Annotated in this window: 14 protein-coding genes; 8 read left to right on the plus strand and 6 right to left on the minus strand. The window is 49.8% G+C overall.

The window, feature by feature from the left end:
• Positions 1-186: 186 nt before the first annotated feature.
• Entirely contained in the window at positions 187-2,796 is a 2,610-nt protein-coding gene (gene pepN / locus BGK46_RS10140) for an aminopeptidase N (protein ID WP_069589061.1), read from the minus strand.
• A gap of 341 nt (positions 2,797-3,137) precedes the next feature.
• Here pepN and pncB point away from each other — a divergent pair, with 341 nt between their 5' ends.
• On the plus strand, positions 3,138-4,310 hold the full coding sequence (gene pncB, locus BGK46_RS10145; protein WP_069589062.1) for a nicotinate phosphoribosyltransferase: 1,173 nt from the start codon (positions 3,138-3,140) through the stop codon (positions 4,308-4,310).
• 79 nt (positions 4,311-4,389) lie between these two features.
• Here the strand turns inward: pncB and BGK46_RS10150 are convergent, their stop codons facing one another.
• The 4 genes from BGK46_RS10150 to BGK46_RS10165 form a co-directional block, all read right to left on the minus strand.
• Complete coding sequence (locus BGK46_RS10150) at positions 4,390-5,037, minus strand: hypothetical protein (RefSeq protein WP_069589065.1); 648 nt, start codon at positions 5,035-5,037, stop codon at positions 4,390-4,392.
• Positions 5,038-5,213: 176 nt separating this feature from the next.
• Complete coding sequence (gene prc, locus BGK46_RS10155) at positions 5,214-7,220, minus strand: carboxy terminal-processing peptidase (protein ID WP_069589067.1); 2,007 nt, start codon at positions 7,218-7,220, stop codon at positions 5,214-5,216.
• Positions 7,221-7,237: 17 nt separating this feature from the next.
• A complete protein-coding gene (proQ, locus tag BGK46_RS10160; protein WP_069589069.1) occupies positions 7,238-7,879 on the minus strand; it encodes an RNA chaperone ProQ in 642 nt (213 codons plus the stop codon).
• A gap of 115 nt (positions 7,880-7,994) precedes the next feature.
• Entirely contained in the window at positions 7,995-8,453 is a 459-nt protein-coding gene (locus BGK46_RS10165; protein ID WP_069589071.1) for a GAF domain-containing protein, read from the minus strand.
• A gap of 76 nt (positions 8,454-8,529) precedes the next feature.
• Between BGK46_RS10165 and BGK46_RS10170 the strand changes: the two genes are divergently transcribed.
• From BGK46_RS10170 to rsmF, 4 genes are all read left to right on the plus strand, one after another.
• On the plus strand, positions 8,530-10,317 hold the full coding sequence (locus BGK46_RS10170; RefSeq protein WP_069589072.1) for an ABC transporter ATP-binding protein: 1,788 nt from the start codon (positions 8,530-8,532) through the stop codon (positions 10,315-10,317).
• A 1-nt stretch (position 10,318) separates the two neighbouring features.
• Positions 10,319-11,578, plus strand: coding sequence for a paraquat-inducible protein A (locus BGK46_RS10175; protein ID WP_069589074.1), 1,260 nt, complete (start codon positions 10,319-10,321; stop codon positions 11,576-11,578).
• The gene (locus BGK46_RS10180; protein ID WP_069589075.1) at positions 11,541-14,177 is read left to right on the plus strand and encodes a PqiB family protein; all 2,637 of its coding nucleotides are present in this window, start codon (positions 11,541-11,543) and stop codon (positions 14,175-14,177) included. Before BGK46_RS10175 ends, BGK46_RS10180 begins: the two co-directional genes overlap by 38 nt.
• Before the next feature lie 146 nt (positions 14,178-14,323).
• Entirely contained in the window at positions 14,324-15,772 is a 1,449-nt protein-coding gene (rsmF, locus tag BGK46_RS10185; RefSeq protein WP_069589077.1) for a 16S rRNA (cytosine(1407)-C(5))-methyltransferase RsmF, read from the plus strand.
• A 177-nt stretch (positions 15,773-15,949) separates the two neighbouring features.
• On the opposite strand, the gene BGK46_RS10190 is transcribed toward rsmF, so the two are convergent.
• Positions 15,950-16,783 (minus strand): CvfB family protein, encoded by an 834-nt coding sequence (locus BGK46_RS10190; RefSeq protein WP_069589081.1) that lies wholly within the window; start codon positions 16,781-16,783, stop codon positions 15,950-15,952.
• Positions 16,784-16,972: 189 nt separating this feature from the next.
• Between BGK46_RS10190 and BGK46_RS10195 the strand changes: the two genes are divergently transcribed.
• The 3 genes from BGK46_RS10195 (at position 16,973) to BGK46_RS10205 (ending at position 20,209) form a co-directional block, all read left to right on the plus strand.
• Positions 16,973-18,442, plus strand: coding sequence for a protein adenylyltransferase SelO (locus BGK46_RS10195; protein ID WP_069589078.1), 1,470 nt, complete (start codon positions 16,973-16,975; stop codon positions 18,440-18,442).
• A gap of 176 nt (positions 18,443-18,618) precedes the next feature.
• A complete protein-coding gene (locus BGK46_RS10200) occupies positions 18,619-19,677 on the plus strand; it encodes a 3-deoxy-7-phosphoheptulonate synthase (protein ID WP_069589079.1) in 1,059 nt (352 codons plus the stop codon).
• Between the two features lie 49 nt (positions 19,678-19,726).
• Entirely contained in the window at positions 19,727-20,209 is a 483-nt protein-coding gene (locus BGK46_RS10205) for a YajQ family cyclic di-GMP-binding protein (RefSeq protein WP_069589080.1), read from the plus strand.
• Positions 20,210-20,241: the final 32 nt, after the last annotated feature.

The raw sequence follows: 20,241 nt of genomic DNA on the forward strand, positions 1-20,241 counted from the left end.
CGTTCCTCTCGCTTCCTTCAGACCCTGCCGTTGGCCAGCAACGCCCTTGCGAGTCGGATTATCTTCCCCTCAGTCGGGGCGATTCAGGTTTCTTTCAACCTGACGGGTTTGCCAGCTTCGCTGGGCAAACAAAAAAGCCGCCCAAATTGGACGGCTTGATGATCATTGGATCACGATTCGCTCGCCCTATTGTTCGAGCGTTTTTTGCACTTTCTCGTACAAATCGTTAGCCAAGTTATCCATGTCAGCCAACTCTTGTAGTACTTGGCGCATATGCTGCTGACGTTCGGTGTCGTAATACGCCAGTTTAAGCAATGGATCGATTAAACGCGAAGCCACTTGCGGGTTCGATTCGTTTAAGGTTACCAAGATCTCTTTCAAGAATCGGTAGCCACTCCCATCTTTGGCGTGGAAGTGCGCGGGGTTGCGCGAACAAAAGGCACCAATCAAACTACGGGTTCGGTTTGGATTCTTAAGGCTAAATGCCGGATGAGCCATTTGTGCTTTCACCCCTTCCAAGGCATTTTCTGCCGGATTTATACCTTGCAGCACAAACCACTTATCCATCACTAGCCCGTCATGCTGCCACTGGTCGCTAAAGTGCTTCATCAAGGACTCGCGGCATGGCAGTTGCGCGGCGTTGGCCGCATGCAGTGCTGCCATTGTATCAGTCATGTTGTTGGCATTACGGTATTGTGCTTCGACCCAATCATTGCCGTTTTCAGTATGTGCAAGATAGCTTAAACACGTGTTGCGTAAGTCACGCTCACCAATCGCTGTATGGCTGATTTCATATGACGCTTGTGTATATTGGCGATAGACCGTTTCCAGCTCATCAACCATTTCATCCGCGAATTGCTGTTTGAAAGCCGCCATGACCATGTGAATCGCATCCACATCCACAATATCAAACCAGCCCGCCACTTCGTTTTCAGAAGGTAACTTGAGTACTTCTGCAATCAATGCTGGTTCAGTGTTGTCGCTCAGTAGTACCCCACGGAAAGCATCAACCACTGACGCTGGAATCACTATTTTTTCATCATTTTGCACACGTGCCACATTGGCCTTGATGTGTTTTGCCAGCAAGCTTTGTCCGGCATCCCAACGAGCAAAATCATTGCGCGCGTATTGCAGCAAGAAGGTTAGATCTTGATCTTGGTAATCATACTCAAGCTTCACCGGTGCAGAGAACTCGCGTAGCAACGAAATCACTGGCTGCTCATCCACCGCATCGAAAATAAAGGTTTGTTCGGCGTCAGTCACCGCCAAGATATGGTGTACAGGCTCTCCGTGACGCTGTAACTCAATCACACTGCCATCAGCGCGATACAGTTCAATATCGAGCGGAATATACAATGGCAGTTTTTCCGCTTGATCCGCCGTTGCTGGCGTATGTTGCTTCACATGCAATGCCAGTTGTTTAGTCGCATCGTCATAGGTTGAGGACACATTGAGAACCGGCGTGCCCGACTGACTGTACCAGCGTCGGAATTGGGTTAAATCAATCCCTGAGGCATCTTCCATTGCCTGCACAAAGTCATCGCACGTTGCTGCTGTGCCATCATGGCGTTCAAAGTAGAGCTTCACGCCTTTTTGGAACCCTTCTTCGCCAAGAATGGTGTGCATCATACGAATCACTTCACTGCCCTTTTCATACACTGTCAGGGTGTAGAAGTTATTCATTTCGATCACTTTTTCTGGGCGGATCGGATGCGACATCGGGCTTGCATCTTCAGCAAATTGAGGACCGCGCATAATGCGAACATTTTCAATACGGTTGACCGAGCGAGAGCCCAGGTCAGACGAAAACTCCTGATCGCGGAAAACCGTTAACCCTTCTTTTAGGCTCAGCTGAAACCAGTCACGGCAGGTGACTCGGTTCCCCGTCCAGTTGTGGAAGTATTCGTGGCCAATAACCGCCTCAATCCCCAAATAGTCGGCATCGGTTGCCGTCTCTGCATTGGCAAGCACATACTTGGAGTTAAAGATATTGAGGCCTTTGTTCTCCATAGCACCCATGTTGAAGAAATCAACGGCCACGATCATGTAGATATCAAGGTCATACTCAAGGTCGAAGCGTGTTTCATCCCATTTCATCGCATTCTTAAGCGAAACCATGGCGTGATCGGCACGATCTAAGTTGCCTTTATCCACGAAAATTTCGAGGGCCACTTCGCGACCTGAACGCGTCACAAAGCTGTCACGCAACACATCAAAATCACCAGCAACTAGCGCAAACAGATAACTTGGCTTTGCATACGGATCATGCCACTCAACCCAATGACGGCCATTATCCAGCTCGCCCGACGCAATTTTGTTACCGTTACTCAGCAAGTATGGATAAGACGCTTTATCCGCAATCACCTTGGTGGTGAAACGTGCCAATACATCCGGGCGATCGAGATAGTAAGTAATACGGCGGAAGCCTTCTGCTTCACACTGCGTGCAATACGCACCGCCTGATATATACAAACCTTCAAGGGCCGAATTATTTTCTGGGTCGATCTCGGTTTGGATCGTGAGCGTGAACGCCGCAGGCACATCACGGACGATGAGTTTGCCTGACTCTTCACTGTAGGCCGTCCATGCGTCGCCATTGATGTCGATACGCACTAACTTTAGGTTTTCGCCATCCAGTTCAATGTCGGTCGCATTGTCATTTAAACGCTTTACTTGGCTCACGGCCGTTACCAAGGTTGCGTTTGGCTCAAGATCAAACTCTAGGTTTAGGTCGGTAATGGTAAAATCAGGGGCGCGATAATCTTTACGATATTTCGCAGTGGGTTGTTGAGACATGTTGAATCCTTATTATTGGGTGTACCTCAGCCAACAAATCGTGTCAGTGACTGCCTGACGCCAACCTTGGCGAGCAGCGTGCTATACCATACCGCGCTCGCAAAAAGATGACTATAGGTTTAACACTTTGTTATCAATTGTTTGCGTATACGATGTGTAAAAAACGCCTCACAAACTGTCAATGTGACGAAAAACCTCTCAAATTGGCGAATTGTGCAGCATATTGTCAACGCAGGCTGCCAATCCGGCAGGAAATATAATGTGACGACGGTTAAATTTTACAGAAATTGCGGTACTATGACGCCAATTTCGTTTTGTAACACGTAAGGCGTTCCACACGCATGCACAATCCGATCATCACTTCACTGCTGGATACGGACGCATACAAGCTGAATATGCAGCAAGCCGTCTTTCATCACTATCGTGACGTTCACGTCACCGCGGACTTCTATTGTCGGAGTGATGAGAATTTAACTCTGCTAAAAGACGCAGTGATAGCGCAAGTGAACGCGCTAGGCTCACTGCGCTTTACTGAGCAGGAGTTAAATTATCTGGCCTCGCTCGAGCTCTATCAAGCAGATTTTCTCTCATACCTGAAGCACTTTCAGCTTCGCCCAGAGCAAGTCACTGTCACTATCGAAGAGGGACAACTGGCGATTCATATTGCTGGCCCGTGGTGCGAAGTGATTCTCTGGGAAGTGCCATTACTCGCGATTATCTGTGAGTTACGGAATCGCATCTGCTACCCCACGTACGGTGTGGAGCACGCACTCGCCCGACTCGAGGAGAAACTGAATCATTTACCCGAAGACGGCTTTGCCGATGACTTTCAATTGGTCGACTTTGGCACACGTCGCCGCTTCTCGCGTGATGTGCACCATGCCATCGTTAAACGCCTGAAAGCCGCTTATCCCCCGCTAAAAGGCACCTCCAATGTTTGGTTAGCGAAAGAGCTTGGCCTGCCCCCAGTTGGTACCCAAGCTCATGAATGGTTTCAAGCGCATCAGCAGCTGGCGGGAGCATTAGCCGATTCACAACAGCTCGCGCTACGTGTTTGGTTAAAGGAATACCCAAACAGTCTGGGCATCGCATTGACCGATTGCATCAATATGGATGCCTTCTTACGCGATTTTGACAGCGAACTCTCGCAAGCCTTTACCGGCCTGCGTCATGACAGTGGCGATCCCATCGCTTGGGGAGAAAAAGCCATTGCCCACTATCAGCATCATGATATCGACCCTGACACTAAGACATTGGTCTTCTCTGACAGCCTCACGCTGGCCAAGGCTATTCATATCTATCGCCATTTTTCAGGACGGGTGCAAACATCGTTTGGAATTGGTACCCAATTAACCTGTGATCTACCCGACGTGAAAACCCTTAACGTGGTGATCAAACTCACTAGCTGCCAAGGCAAACCCGTCGCCAAAATCTCTGATGAGCCAAACAAAGCAATTTGTAAAGACGAGGCGCATTTGAGTGCGCTGAAAGCGGCATTTAGACTGATTGATTAAAGAGTCAGGTACAAAAATGCCCGCTGTAATGCGGGCATTTTTTTCATCGCGTGACGGGCTTGTTGTCTTGTTTGGGGCACTATTGCCGTTCTAGAATCGCCTCCATCCCAAACACATCGTTGGTTAATCGCAACGTGTCTGCTGCTAATTGAAATTGCGATGAGTGACGGCCGTCCCGGTAGATCAACATTAGGTTGTCACCTTCCACCAAATAGACTCCGCGATGAGTAACTGAGCTCCCATCATCCCCGCGCACCTGCATCGCGAATAAGAAGTCGGGCCGTAATTGCAGCGACACCCCGTCAACGTGTTCACTAACATCTTCGCCTGAAATGCTATGAGAACGCCACAAACCGCTTAAATCTTCTGGCAGAAGCTTGGTAAAGACCGCCCCTTGCAGTTGCAATTGGTTATGATTGAGCTGATAGGCATGCCGCTGCTCGATGCCTTCATTATCGTACAGGCGTAATATGTTCTCGTTGATGTCGTACTGCCCTGCAGCGGTTTCGAGTTGTCCATCATGCCGCAACAAATCGATACGAAACTCGTAATTGGAATTAAAAGACAGATTAATCGCTTTGTAAGGATGTGGGGCTTGCTCAACGGGCATGTCGCTAAACCAATACCAATCCCCCAGCAGCAATGGGAAATCCACGCGAGATAGCTCTTCGCTGCGAACCGGAAGCGACACGATGATCGCTAACATACACCCAAGTAAGAGACGCATACCTCACCCCACTGACCGTTATTCCTATCAATAAGGTTAGACGCAGATCTCAAAATGCTACAATTTTTTGATATTGATCTCGTTTTATCGGTTCATCAACATCTACGCGTCATCTCTATGTCATAAAAAAAGCCTAGGCAATTGCCTAGGCTTCACGTGACATCAACCGAGGATGATCAACGGTTAGCGATTAGGGTGGCAAGATCATTGGTAATGCTCGCCGCTTCCTCTAAGTAGGCGTCGGGTTCTTCGTAATCCTTCGGCACATCCTCGAGAGATTTAAACGGCGGTTCGCCCATGGCTTTTTGACGTGCATTTAGGCGCGCCAAACGTTCTTTATCCTCGCGGTCCATTTCCTGTCGACGCACTTTCTCATTCAAGGAAATACTGTTTTTATCTTTTTCCTGCTGATAAAGCGCAATGTCTTCGCGGATAAAACCAAACTCACGGTCGGAGGCAATACGGGCTTGATGGCGCTTGGTCAACGCATCAATCACGTCAGCAGGTAGCTTCATTGCCGAGTATTCCGCAGGAGCAATTTGATCCCATGGCAACGCGTTGTCTTCCATGCTCTCTCCGGTTTCATCGGGTGATACCGGCGATGGGAACGCAATATCAGGTACCACGCCTTTATTTTGGGTACTGCCACCACTGATGCGATAAAATTTTTGAATGGTGTATTGCACGTAACCTAAAGGCTTTTCGAACAAATCATAAATATGGTTTAACGAGCGGTGCTGTTGCACTGTACCTTTACCGAATGATTGTTCGCCAAGCACAATTGCACGGTGATAGTCTTGCATGGCCGCAGCAAAAATCTCTGACGCCGACGCACTGTAACGGTTAATCAGTACCGTCATCGGCCCGTTGTAGAAACTCTTGCCATCACTGTCATTATTGACCTTAACCCGACCGTAGCTATCGCGCACTTGTACAATCGGACCTTTGTCGATGAACAAGCCACTCAACGCTGTTGCTTCACTCAAAGCGCCGCCACCGTTATTACGCAAGTCCACTACGATACCACTGACATTTTTCGCAGTAAGCGCTGCCAATTCTTTCTTGGTATCTTCGGCCAAGCCAACATAAAAGCCCGGTACCGTCAGCACCCCTACTTTTTGATCGCCACGTTCAATCACATCCGATTTCACCGCGCGGTCTTCTAAGCGGATTTTGTCTCGGGTAATAGTGACGCTGTAACTTTTTGCGTTGGCGCCTTCAGGCAAAATCTGTAGCCGGACCTCGCTTCCCTTCGGCCCCTTGATCAGCTCTACGACATCGTCGAGTCGCCAGCCAATCACATCCACCATCGCCTCGTCTTCTTGACCGACACCGATAATGCGATCCCCCGGCGATAACTGTTTAGACTTTGAGGCAGGGCCACCAGCCACCAGCGAACGAATCACTGTATATTCATCCTTCACCTGCAAAACCGCACCAATCCCTTCGAGTGACAGGTTCATCTCAGATTGGAACTGCTCAGCATTGCGCGGAGAAAGATAGCTAGTGTGCGGGTCCACTTCTCGCGCAAAGGCGTTCATGTAGACTTGAAACACGTCCTCACTGTGACTTTGGGTGAGACGCTTCAATGCGCTGTTATAGCGCTTACCTAGGGTTTCGCGAATATCGTCATCGTCTTTCCCCGTTAGACGGAGATTCAACGCATCGTTTTTAATTCGCTTATCCCAAATAGCATCGAGTTCTTGCTCATTGGCCGCCCAAGGCAGTTCGGTACGGTCGAGAACCATTGACTCGTCTTTAGAGAAATCAAACGGCTTATCGAGAACCTCGAGTGCATATTGGTATCGCTCAAAGCGCTTTTTGAGTACCAAATTGTAGATTTCGTAGGCCGCGTCGGTTTCCCCCTCTTTGAGCTGATCGTCCAGCCGATCTTTCCAACGCGATAAGGTATCGACATCGCTCTGGGTTAAAAAGACACGGTTGTAATCTAACGTCTCGAGATAACGCTCAAAGATCCCTGCCGAGAAAGCATCGTCGAGAGAAAACTGCTTGTAATGCGAGCGGGTAAAGCGCGAGGTGACACGCTTTGAAGCGGTTTTGTGTTGGGGTTCAGCGGAAAGTGTTGGCAAATCACTGAGTTGAAAGTTGGCCTCTACGGCCTGGGCAGACGCTGCCAGCATCAAGCTGGCAGCGATAGCCGAAAAGCGGCGTCGACAAAACATGCGTCGAGGAGTCTCCTTTAGGCGCTGAGGTGCTCCGCTTTCACTAACATGGTCAAACCGTTAGTAAGACGAACACGCACCTCATCCTTGTTAATTTCAACAATGGTCGCTGGTAGATTACCATTGCCCATGTTCACATTTACGTCTTTTCCTACGACAACGTCGCTGGCGCTGAGTTCGCGACGTGGCTCTTTAGCTTTCTTAGTCATTTTAGCTGGCTTTGGTTTACTCGTACGAGCTTTTGCCGTTTGAGCTGCCGCTTTTTTGCCTTTAGCTGGCGTTTTGCCTTGACCGTCTGCTTTTTTCGCTTGTTGCTTACGACGTTCCGCCGCACGCGCTTTGCTTTCAGCAAGAGTTTGAGCCGCGTGATCAATATGTTCTTGTTCTAGCTCGCCACACGCGTTGCCATCGAGATCGACGCGTGACGCACCCGGTTTCACGCTGTGCAGATAACGCCAGGAAGACGTGTACTGGCGAAGCGCGGCTCGCAATTGGGTTTTGCTTACCTTAGGGTCATCATTCAAGCGTTCTGCAAGATCTTGAAAAATGCCAATTTTTAGTGGCTTGGCTTCGCCTTCAACAGTAAAACATTTAGGGAAACGTTCAGCAATGTAGGCAATGACTTCTTTGCTGTTCGCGAGCTTTTCAGTATTTTCCATGTTTTTTCCTGGCCTGCTGTAGTCAAGCTGCAGCAGAATATCTACGTGTATTTAAGTATGAAAGTGGTGCGTATTATAGATACCTGATATTAAAAAACTACCGAGATTGACGAAATTACAGGTGTTTTTGCATTTCTTTGACCAAGGTAGTCAGGCCCTGTTCATCTTCTTGGTCAAAACGACCCACGGTTGGGCTATCAATATCAAGCACAGCTTGGAGTTGGTTGTCGATTCTAACCGGGACGACAAGTTCAGCGTTACTGGCGGCATCACAGGCTATATGCCCCTCAAATGCGTGTACGTCTTCAATCCGCATGACTTTATCTTGGCTAAAGGCGGCGCCGCAAACCCCTTTTTCAAATGGGATCCGAACGCACGCCGGCAGCCCCTGAAATGGTCCCAACACCAACTCTTTGCCATCACTCAAGTAAAAACCCACCCAGTTAATGTCTTCAAGTTGGCTATTCAGTAATGCGCTCACGTTCGCCAGTTTTGCAATCAAACTTGGCTCGCCCTCACATAAAGCAACCGCTTGTTGGGTTAACAGACGGTAAAAATCAGCTTTGTTTTCCATAAATCACTGCATCTCAAACAACAAGACCATTACAATAGAAATAATCCAAAGACATTTCAATTGAGTATCTTGATTTATGATTACTTGGCGCTGGCTTCTTGACCAAGCCCGACCTCATCGTACCCGCCTGATTTGGGCCAATATTGTGGCAATTGCCGCCACCCTGATCAGCGTGCCCATTCCCTTACTGATGCCTTTACTGGTCGATGAAGTGCTGCTCGATAAACCCGATTGGGGGCTCGCGGTGCTAAACCACGTATTGCCACAAGCTTGGCAACATGCCGCTTTTTATATCGCGGCGGTGCTTGTCATTGTGGTGTTGATGCGTGCCACCAGCCAAGCGCTTAACATCCTTCAAAGCCGTCAGTTCACCCTGGTCGGCAAAGCCATTACCTATAAAATTCGTCAACACCTGATTGCGAAATTAGGCCGTGTGAGTATGCAAGAGTATGAACTGCGCGGCAGTGGCGGGTTAACGTCTCATTTGGTGACCGATGTCGAAACCATTGATAAATTTATTGGTACTACGTTGAGTAAGTTTATTATCGGCATTCTCACCGTAATGGGCACCGCGGTGGTGCTTTTGTGGCTGGATTGGCGGTTAGGGCTTTTTATTTTGCTCATCAACCCGATCGTGGTTGCCTTAAGTCGCGCTCTAGGCCAACGGGTTAAACATCTTAAAAAACGAGAAAACCAAGCATTTGAGCGCTTCCAGCAACGTCTCGTCGATACACTCGATGGGCTTTACCAACTCCGCGCCGCCAACCGAGAGCGTGAATACCTTCACCAATTGGATCAAAGTGCAGGCGATATTAAGGTCAGTGCCGATAAATATGCTTGGCAGTCAGAGGCCGCGGGACGCTTATCATTTTTGATGTTTTTGATTGGCTTTGAACTTTTCCGCGCTGTGGCGATGGGCATGGTCTTTTTTAGTGATCTGACCATTGGCCAAATGTTTGCTGTGTTCGGCTATCTTTGGTTTATGTTGGGTCCGGTTCAGGAACTGTTAGGGATCCAGTTTGCATGGTATAGCGCTAAAGCAGCCATGAATCGAGTCAACGATGTGTTGAGTTTGCAAGAAGAGGCACGCCGTCCTGACGGCCAAAATCCAAGCGATAGCGACAATACAGCCTTGGATATCGAGATTGAGGATCTGCACTTCGCCTATGATGAAGATAAATCTGTTCTCAATGGCTTGAATATGCATATCCCAGCGGGACAGCGTGTCGCATTGGTCGGCGCCAGTGGTGGCGGTAAGTCAACGTTAATCCAATTGCTACTGGGCCTTTATCCGGTTGAACGCGGCGATATTCGCTATAACGGCTATTCGATCAATCAGCTTAATTTAGCCGCGCTTCGCCAACAGATTGCGGTGGTACTACAACAACCCATGTTGTTTAACGATACCCTACGTAATAATTTGAGCTTGGGGCGAGATGTAACTGATAGCGAGCTTTGGCACGCGCTAGAACAGGCGCAACTTGGCGATGTCGTGAATAAGCTCACTCAAGGGCTAGATACACCGCTAGGACGACAAGGGATCCGTTTATCGGGCGGGCAACGTCAACGCGTCGCCATCGCGAGAATGTTGCTTGGCGACCCGAAACTGGTCATTCTAGATGAAGCTACATCGGCATTGGATACCGCAACAGAGCGGGCATTGCACCAAGCGATGCATACCTTCTTAGCCGGTCGCACCACCCTGATTGTCGCGCATCGGCTCTCTGCGGTGAAAGAAGCGGATTTGATTTATGTGCTGGAGGATGGCCAAGTCACCCAAAAAGGCACCCACGGCGAGTTGGTGACCGCCCCGGGTGTTTACCAAACGCTTTATGGCACCATTCAACAGGCAGCAGGGAAGTAGCATGCGCACGCAATCGGTCACTCGTCTTGAGCCCCAACCACGGACAGGGTTAATTCGCTGTCCCGGTTGCGATCTTGTGTTGACCGGTTGCGAGACCGATTGGGATCACCTTGCCGTCTGCCCACGCTGCGCCACCAAATTGCAGCAAGGACGTCGATTATCGTTTAACGGTGAGTTGGCCATTGCGCTAACCGTACTGGTGCTATTTTTCCCCGCCCATGGGCTACCGCTGTTATCAATCAATCTATTAGGCAAGGATATTAGCGCATCGGTGCTGACTGGCGCGAACCTTCTATGGACCAGCTATCCCTTTGTCACTGCGCTGGTGGTCTTTTGTGCCAGCCTTGCACCACTCCTTTTTACCTTAGCCATTCTGGTCATGCACTTGGCGCGCCGTCACGGCAACATTCGCCTTTTCCGGCCTACCGTGACGCTGATTGACCACCTCCGTCATTGGGCCATGGCGGATGTGTTTATGGTTAGCTTGGCGATTGCGTGCTTTAAAATCCAAGACTACGCCGAACTTCGCTTTTCATTGGGGCTTGCCTGCTACGCCACGCTACAAATTCTGCTTTCGGTGTTGCTTGTACGTGTTAATACCCGACGCTACTGGGATGCGTTCTTAGCCCCTAAACCTGTCACCAGTATCCATAATTTGATTCGTTGCGATCACTGTGGCTTGACGCAATACCACGGTACTCAAACCCATTGCCAACGTTGTGAGCGTCCCCTACACGTTCGCCTGCTACGCAGCGAGCAAAAAACATGGGCGTGTCTGCTCACCGCTGCGGTCTTTTTGTTGCCCGCCAACCTTTATCCAATCTCGATTTTTTTCTCGAACGGCATCCGACTCGAAGACACGATATTTTCTGGCGTTGCCAGCCTGATTAACAATGGTATGCCGGGAATAGCGGCGATAATTTTTACCGCCAGTATCATTGTGCCGGTAGCAAAGATTCTCGGACTTGGTTTCATTCTGATTAGCTTGCATACCTCTGTCGCCATTACACCACGCCAACGCATGTGGCTGTATAGAGGTGTGAAATGGATTGGCAAGTGGTCAATGATGGACTTATTCGTGATTGCATTTATGGTCGCGCTCGTTGATCGTGGCCGCATTATGGACTTTACACCCGGCCCTGGCGCCATTGCTTTTGGTATTGTGGTGGTACTCACTATGCTGGCCACTGACCTTCTTGATACGCGTTTGATATGGGATCATCATGAGCGACAAACACGACGTGCCGACGCCAACCATTAAGACTACCTATGGCCTTTCTCCTTTATGGATCTTGCCTATCTTGGCGCTAGGCTTAGCGGGATGGCTCGTTTTTCAATCCATTAATGAAGCCGGACAGCGGATTCAAATTCTATTCAGCGATGCGCAAGGCTTAGAAGCGGAACGAACAACCATTCGTTACCAAGGGCTAGAAGTCGGTAAGGTTCGCAATATCACCTTGGCGGATGATCTCAATGGCATTTATGTCGATGCCACGATTTATCCAGAGGCCAAGCAGTTACTGACGACCGGCAGTGAGTTCTGGTTAGTGAAACCACGCGCGTCGTTAACGGGGATCAGCGGCCTTGAAACACTGGTGTCGGGGAATTACATCGCCCTTCAGCCGGGAACGGGTGAACCTAGCCTTCGCTTTACCGCGCGTGATGAGCCCCCCGCTGAGATGACGGATAAAGCTGGCACGACCTTTAAGCTCCACGCACCGACCTTGGGCTCGCTCAATATCGGCTCGCCACTTTATTACCGTAAAATCCAAGTCGGCGAGATCTACAGTTATCGTCTTGATGATGATAATCAAGGCGTCACCCTGTCTGCATTGATCAAACCTGAGTTCAGTTCATTGGTGAAGCAAGACACGCGGTTTTGGTCCGTTAGTGGTTTGAAAGCGAATGTCGATCTGTCTGGGGTCGATGTTGAACTTGATAGTCTTGCCAGCTTGGTGGCCGGCGGTGTGACGTTTGATTCACCGAGTACCAGCCGACAAGCGTCGCATAATGATAGCTTTCGGTTATACCCAAGCCTGAGTGCGGCCGAGCGAGGTCAAACCATTGAAATTGCTTTGCCCACCAACCACGGTATTCAAGGCGCTGGCGCCCGAGTGACCTATCAAGGACTGCAGATCGGTGAGATTACCGAGATTCGCATCGACCCTGACAGCCAAAACGCGTCTGCCACAGCCGCCATTGACCCAAGTATGCTGTGGCTGTTCAATCAAGAGACCCAAATCACCATCGAACAACCACAGATTGGTTTTAACGGTCTTAAAAATATCGGCAACCTGGTGTTGGGGAACTTCTTATCCGTGGTGCCCGGCTCCCCTGATGCTCCGGCTGTTGATAGTCATTATCGCTTCTCAGCCAGCACGTGGCAGCAGCAACAAAAAGAGGCCGCCGATGCCTTGGTAGTTACGCTCGACGCCGATGACGCTTACGGCCTTACGCCTCGTACCAAAGTGCTCCATCGCGGCATTCAGGTGGGCTTTATTGACCACATCGGCCTCAACGAAAGTGACACCGTCACGATAAAAGCGGTGATCTATCCGCAATACCGTCACCTGGTCAAACAACAATCGCAATTCTTTATATTAGGGGGAATTACCGGTGAGTTGAGCGGCAATGGGCTCGATGTGGTAGTGCCTGCTATGGAGCAAATAGCCGATCCCGCATTAAGCTTTACTAGCCAAGGCAAGCAAGGTGTACGCGATAGCTATCCGCTCTATACCTCACGTATCCAAGCCAAACACGCGCGAGAAGACGCGCAAGGCAAAACCCGCTTTACCCTAGTGGCTGATGCACTGCCAAGCATTAACGAGGGCAGTCCAGTCATGTATCGCAATTTTATCGTCGGGCAAGTGGAAGGCTACCAGCTGAATGGCAAAAGCGTCACGATATCGATTGCCGTTAACAATCGCTATCGCCACCTGATAAACCGCGACACAGTATTTTGGAATCAATCCGGTCTCGACATCAAAGCCAACTTAAGTGGCGTAGAAATCAACACAGGCTCGCTTCGTTCTTTACTCAGTGGCGGTATCGCCTTTGGCTCTATGCCGGGCATTAGCAACAAACGCCAAGGCGACTGGAAGCTCTACCCCTCACGAAAAGACGCAGCACGTTACGGGGTCGATATTGTACTCAACACGGACGAAGCCAAAGGGTTAAAGGTTGGCAGCGCAATCCGCTATCAAGGGGTAGATGTTGGCGAGATTATCCAGCTAGAGCCGGATTTTAAGACTCAATCAGTCCGCGTGCACGGTCGTTTGTATCCTGAGTATAAAAATGAGCTCGCCCGTCAAGGGAGCTATTACTGGCTAACCCAGCCAGTACTCAGCCTAACAAAAACTGAGAACCTAGATTCTTTGTTTGGAACCTATATTTCAGTCGTGCCCGGTGCGGGCGAATTCAAGCAGCAATTCAAATTACATGCTTCACCCAAATACCCGCGGGGCCTGTCACTCGTGCTTGAAAGTGATGCACGTCATTCCATTACTGTTGGCACCCCAATCCTCTATCGCGATATGGAGGTAGGCACTGTCTCCAAAGTGCAATTGGGCGAGTTTGCTGACCGCGTTTTATTCAGTGTCCAGATCACGCCGCAGTATGCACATCTGGTGCGAGAAAACACGGTGTTTTGGAATCAATCCGGCGTGGATGTGTCGATTGGTTTGACCGGTGCCAACTTAAAAAGCGGCACCATTGATAGCCTACTGAAAGGTGGAATCGCCTTTGCAACGCCCGACACCTCTCCGTTGGCCCCCAAAGCTAACGACAAACGCCACTACTTGTTGCACCGTGAACCCAAAGCGGAATGGGTTGCGTGGCGCACGGCGATCCCCAAGCCCTAGCGCTATCTTTTCGGGCAGCCATTTTCTTTGGCTGCCCTTTTTGAGCAAAATTACCGACTTTCTCCTCCCGCGACCTACACTCAGGACCAAGATCTGTTTACAATCTTGCGCTGCTAATTTTGAGTTAATCAACAAGAGATCCTGTTTTGCACCCCAATATCTCACTGCCAGAGGCTTTCTTAGCCCAAATACAGGCGACAATGCCCTCGCACCTCTCCATGGACGAGTTTGTCGCTGCCTGTCAGCGTCCTCTGCGCCGCAGTATTCGTGTCAATACGTTAAAAATTTCCGTCGATGCATTTAAGCAACGTGCCGCAGAACATCATTGGACACTGACTCCCGTACCTTGGTGTGACACAGGGTTTTGGATTGAGCGACAAGACGATGACAAAGTGCCATTAGGCAATACGGCTGAACACATGGCGGGACTGTTTTACATTCAAGAAGCAAGCTCGATGATGCCGGTCACTGCCTTGCTGGCAGGCGAGCATGAACCGGGCCAAGCCCCTGATTGGCAGCATGTGCTTGATGTTGCGGCCGCGCCGGGCTCAAAAACCACGCAGTTGGCAGCCTCCATGCAAAACAGCGGTATTTTGGTCGCGAATGAGTTTTCAGCGAGCCGCATCAAAGGGCTACATGCCAATGTACAACGCTGTGGGGTAAGAAACGTTGCACTGACCCACTTTGATGGCCGTGTATTCGGCGGCTGGCTACCCGAGCAATTTGACGCCATTCTGCTCGACGCGCCCTGCTCTGGCGAAGGAACCATTCGCAAAGATCCTGATGCGATGAATAACTGGAGCCTTGCCTCAGTGGATGACATTGCACAGACCCAACAAGCTCTGATTGATAGCGCGTTTCACGCACTGAAACCAGGCGGCGTGCTGGTGTATTCAACCTGTACCTTGAACCACACCGAAAATCAGTCGGTTTGCCACTGGCTCAAGCAAACTTATGGTGACGCTGTCACTTTTGAGTCACTGAAGGATTTATTCCTGGGTGCCGAGCAAGCCCTAACCGACGAAGGCTTTTTACATCTCTACCCTCAGATTTTTGACAGCGAGGGTTTTTTTGTCGCCCGCATTCGTAAACATGCATCCGCCACTCCACCAAGTGTAAAAAAGCGACTGGGCAAATTTCCATTTTCACCGGCGAGTCAAAAAGACAGTCAACAGATAAGCGCCACCTTTAAAAAGGAACTTGGGCTATCGCTGCCGGATGCGGCCACGCTATGGTTGCGTGACAAAGAGGTATGGCTATTCCCTTCAGCTATCGAACCTATGTTAGGCGAAGTGAAGTTTGACCGCATTGGGATCAAGTTAGCCGAAACCCACCGCAAAGGTTATCGCTGGCAACACGAGGCGATTATCGCACTGAGCACCCAGTCACTCGCTGAATGTAAAACCATTGCGCTCACCAAGACACAAGCCGTTGAATGGTATCAAGGACGCGACATTTGGCCCGAGCAAACGCCAGAAAAAGGCGATGTCATTGTGACCTATCAAGGAGACGTGCTCGGACTCGGCAAATGGGTCGGGAATCGGATTAAAAATGGTCTACCTCGCGATCAAGTTCGCGATAGCAACTTGTTTTAATCGATATGAAATGGTGTTGATAATAGTTCGCAGGGAAAGAAACTGGCAAAGCTGTATTGATAAACTACACTTTAATAGAATCACAACCTAAATTGGCATCTGGCTCCAATGAGCCCTTTCCCTGAGCTCGGAACAGGACGTTCCGAGCCTTTTTTTCTCTTGTCTTGCGTGACGCCGTCACTTAACGCGGTAAATGCCATCCGCTTCAATACGAATCTTGCGTTGCTTGTACAAACCACCCAAGGTCTTTTTAAAGGTCGCTTTACTGGTGCGGAACAAGGCAAAAATCGCATCCGGGGAGCTTTTGTCGTTAAGCGGCAAAAAGCCCCCTTTTTTATCTAGGGTTTGCAAAATTTTATCGCTTAAATCATCAACCCGCGCTTTACCGTGTTTTTGTAGAGCAAGATCCAACTTACCATCGTCGCGCACCATTTTCACAAACGCACTCAACTTCTTACCGATAAAGAGCTTCCCGAACGCTTCAGCGCGATAAATAAGCCCCCAGTGCTGATTATTCACCACACACTTAAAGCCGAGATCCGTGATATCCGTAATGATTACCGACACTTTATCGCCCGCTTTTAAACGCGGCTTTTCGTCGCTGATAAACTTGTTGAATTTGCGGCTAGCGACGATACGGCCCGAGGCTTTATCCGTGTAGACGCGAACCACATAAGGTTTACCCTCTTCCATTCGCGTGCGTTGCTCACTAAAAGGCACCAACAAGTCTTTGCTCAAGCCCCAATCGACAAACGCGCCAACCGAATTGATACCAACACAGCGCAAAGATGCAAACTCACCCACTTGAGCCAATGGCGTTTCAGTAGTGGCGATAATATCGTCTTCGGAATCGAAATAGATAAACACCTTGAGCTCGTCGCCGACACGGGTATTTTCAGGGACGTACCGGGTTGGCAGCAAAATATTGCCGAACTCATCACCATCAAGAAACACCCCGAAGTCTGCCTGCTTCACTACCGTCAATGTGTTGTATTGGCCTAGTTTAATCATTGTCTCAACGCTGTAGAAAGTAATGGCGGTGAGTATACGCAATTTCATCTTGATATGCGCAGCCAAAACACCACTCAAACGGATAAAAATCCATCAAGCACTGCCTATTTCCCGCTATACCCTTACTTTCTGTCTCTTGTTAGCGACGCAATCCCTGTTAGGCTTGAGTGAAGACCATAGGGGGAATTCATGGCAGTATTTAACGGCTCACATATCAGCTTTAGTTTTAGCCAGCTTGGCAGTGCATTTGGCGAACACGTCACGCCAACCGCGCTCGAAAACGGTCGGCTTTTCACCTATAACGCCGAAGTGGCAAAACAGCTTGGATTGAATGAATCCGAGCTCACCTCGGAGACGTTTCGGGCAATTTTATCCGCAGAGCAGCCGTTAGCCGGCCGAACACCGTTTGCGATGAAATACACCGGTCACCAGTTTGGTCAATATAATCCCGCGCTCGGCGATGGCCGTGGTGTCTTGTTAGGGGAATGGCGCGATGCCGATGGCACCTTGTGGGATTGGCACCTAAAAGGAGCGGGAAAAACGCCATACAGCCGCCACGGTGATGGAAGAGCGGTGTTACGCTCGACGCTCCGCGAGTATCTCGCCAGTGCCGCCATGACAGGGCTCAACATTCCGACCACACAGGCACTTGCGATGGCCACCAGCGATACCCCAGTCATGCGCGAGCGCATCGAAACTGCCGCAACGCTACTTCGCGTTACCGAGAGTCACGTCCGTTTTGGCCACTTCGAGTACTTGTTTTACAGTCAGCAGCATGAGGCGCTAGGCACGCTGGCCGACTATGTGATTGCACGTCATTTCCCTGAACTGGCCGAGGCCGAAAAACCCTATGCGGCACTGCTACAAGAAATTGTTGAACGAACGGCGGACATGATTGCCCAGTGGCAAGCCATCGGCTTTAACCACGGTGTGATGAATACCGATAATATGTCGATTCTCGGCCAGACCTTCGATTACGGCCCTTATGCCTTTTTAGACGATTTCGACCCAGGTTATATCTGCAACCATTCCGATTACAGTGGTCGCTATGCATTTAATCAGCAACCTGCCATCGCACTTTGGAATCTGTCCGCACTGGGCTATGCCTTTACGCCTCTCGTGGATAAGGATGTGATTAACGATATTCTTGGCGGCTTTGAACATCGACTACAAGTTGCCTATAGCCGCGCCATGCGCGATAAGCTGGGCTTGTCCGACGCACAGCCATCAGACAGTGACTTGTTTAATCAACTCTTTGCATTGCTAGAGAAAAACCAAACCGACTATACGCGCTTTTTCTATCAACTCAGTCAGTATCGCGGTGACGCACTCCTAACAGCCGGCACCCTGAACCAGTTCAAACCCATCTGCCAAGACACGCAGGCATTAACCGAATGGCTATCCGCGTACCAACAGCGCGTGCATACACTGGATGATTCGACTCGTCTGGCCTGCATGCAGCGCACCAATCCAAAGTATATTTTACGCAACTATTTGGCCCAAGCGGCCATCGAGGCAGCTGAAAAAGGCGACTTACAACCAACCCATGACTTAATGACGGTACTTGCCCATCCCTTTGATGAGCACCCGTCGCTCGCGCACTTGGCCAACCCGCCAACGGATGACAATAAAGGCCTCGCATTGAGCTGTTCGTCCTAACTATCGGTGACTGATGACGGGCAAAAAATTAGCTCGTCGTCAGCCCTAACCAGCATTTTTCTGGTCAAAATCGCCTTAAAAACGCTACGGATATCACATTCATGCTTTCAAGGGCCGCGATTTTTGCTATCTTACTGGCTTCGCAACAGATTAAGATGTGAGGAAGGCTGTCCTCTATGCCACTGAAAACCGATGAACTTCGCACCCGCGTGGTTGATACCATGCCCACGCCCGCAGAGGTGGAAGCCGCCCACCCCATCAGCGACAATGTTGCTCACCATATTACTGCTTCGCGTCATGCAATCAGCCAAATTCTTAATGGCCATGACCCGCGCCTACTTGTGGTGATTGGGCCTTGCTCCGTGCACGATCCTGACGCTGCACGCGAGTACGCCAAACGGTTAAAAGGGTTGGCAGAGACTTACTCCGATCAGTTACTGATTGTCATGCGTACCTACTTTGAAAAGCCGCGCACGGTTGTCGGTTGGAAAGGTTTGATAAACGATCCTCACCTTGATGGGAGCGGTGATATTCGTGCTGGGCTGTTCACTGCCCGTGAGTTGTTACTCGATATCAATAAAATGGGTTTACCCACTGCGACCGAGTTTCTCGATATGATCACCGGCCAATATATTGCCGACTTGATCAGCTGGGGGGCAATCGGTGCGCGTACAACCGAGTCTCAAATCCATCGCGAAATGGCATCCGCCTTGTCTTGCCCAGTAGGGTTTAAGAATGGCACTGATGGCAATATTCGTATCGCTGTCGATGCCATTCGTGCGAGCCGTGAGTCACACCTGTTTTGCTCGCCAGACAAGCATGGCACCATGACCATTTATCGCACAGCGGGTAACCCTGATGGCCACGTTATTTTACGTGGCGGCCATCAACCCAATTACTACCAAAAAGATGTGCAAGCGGCCTCAGAAACCTTATCGAGCTTCGGGTTGCCGGCCAAATTAGTGGTAGACTTTAGCCATGGCAACTGCCAGAAACAGCATCGCCGTCAGTTAGATGTCGCAGAGGATATTGCGACGCAACTGGCTAACGGGAGTACCGCCATTGCGGGTATTATGGCAGAAAGCTTTTTAGAAGAAGGCAACCAACCTATGGGTGATAGCGCGTCGCGCCGATATGGCCAGTCTATTACCGACCCTTGCCTTGGCTGGCAGGATACTGAACGCTTGCTTGAGCGACTGGCCGCTGCAAGTGCTAAGCGATATCAAGCCTATTAATTATTTGATCAGCGACATGACATTTGTCATGTGAGAAAAGGACAGAACTATGCCCTCTTTTGATATTGTGTCTGAAATCGACAAGGTTGAATTGAAGAACGCCGTAGATAATGCAAGTCGCGAACTGGCGACGCGTTTTGATTTTCGTGGCGTTGAAGCAAGCTTCGAGCTGGACAAAGAAACCGTGAAAGTCACTGCTGAAGCGGATTTCCAACTCAACCAGATGATGGATATCCTGCGTAATAACCTTGCCAAACGTGGCGTGGATTCGCGTGCCATGGATATTCAAGATATGGTGCACTCAGGCAAAAGCTTCTCGCAGCAAGTGAAATTCAAAAATGGCATTGAAACCCCCGTTGCCAAGAAAATCACTAAAGCAATCAAAGACGCCAAAATGAAAGTACAAACACAAATTCAAGGCGAACAAGTCCGAGTAACCGGTAAAAAACGCGATGATCTTCAAGCGGTGATTCAGCTGGTAAAAGACGGTGATTTTGAGCAGCCGTTCCAGTTCGAAAACTTTCGCGACTAATGTGCAACATCTGCCACATCGAGTAGGGTGAG

The sequence above is a fragment of the Salinivibrio sp. SS2 genome (genome assembly GCF_001722075.1).
Lineage (GTDB): Bacteria > Pseudomonadota > Gammaproteobacteria > Enterobacterales > Vibrionaceae > Salinivibrio > Salinivibrio proteolyticus.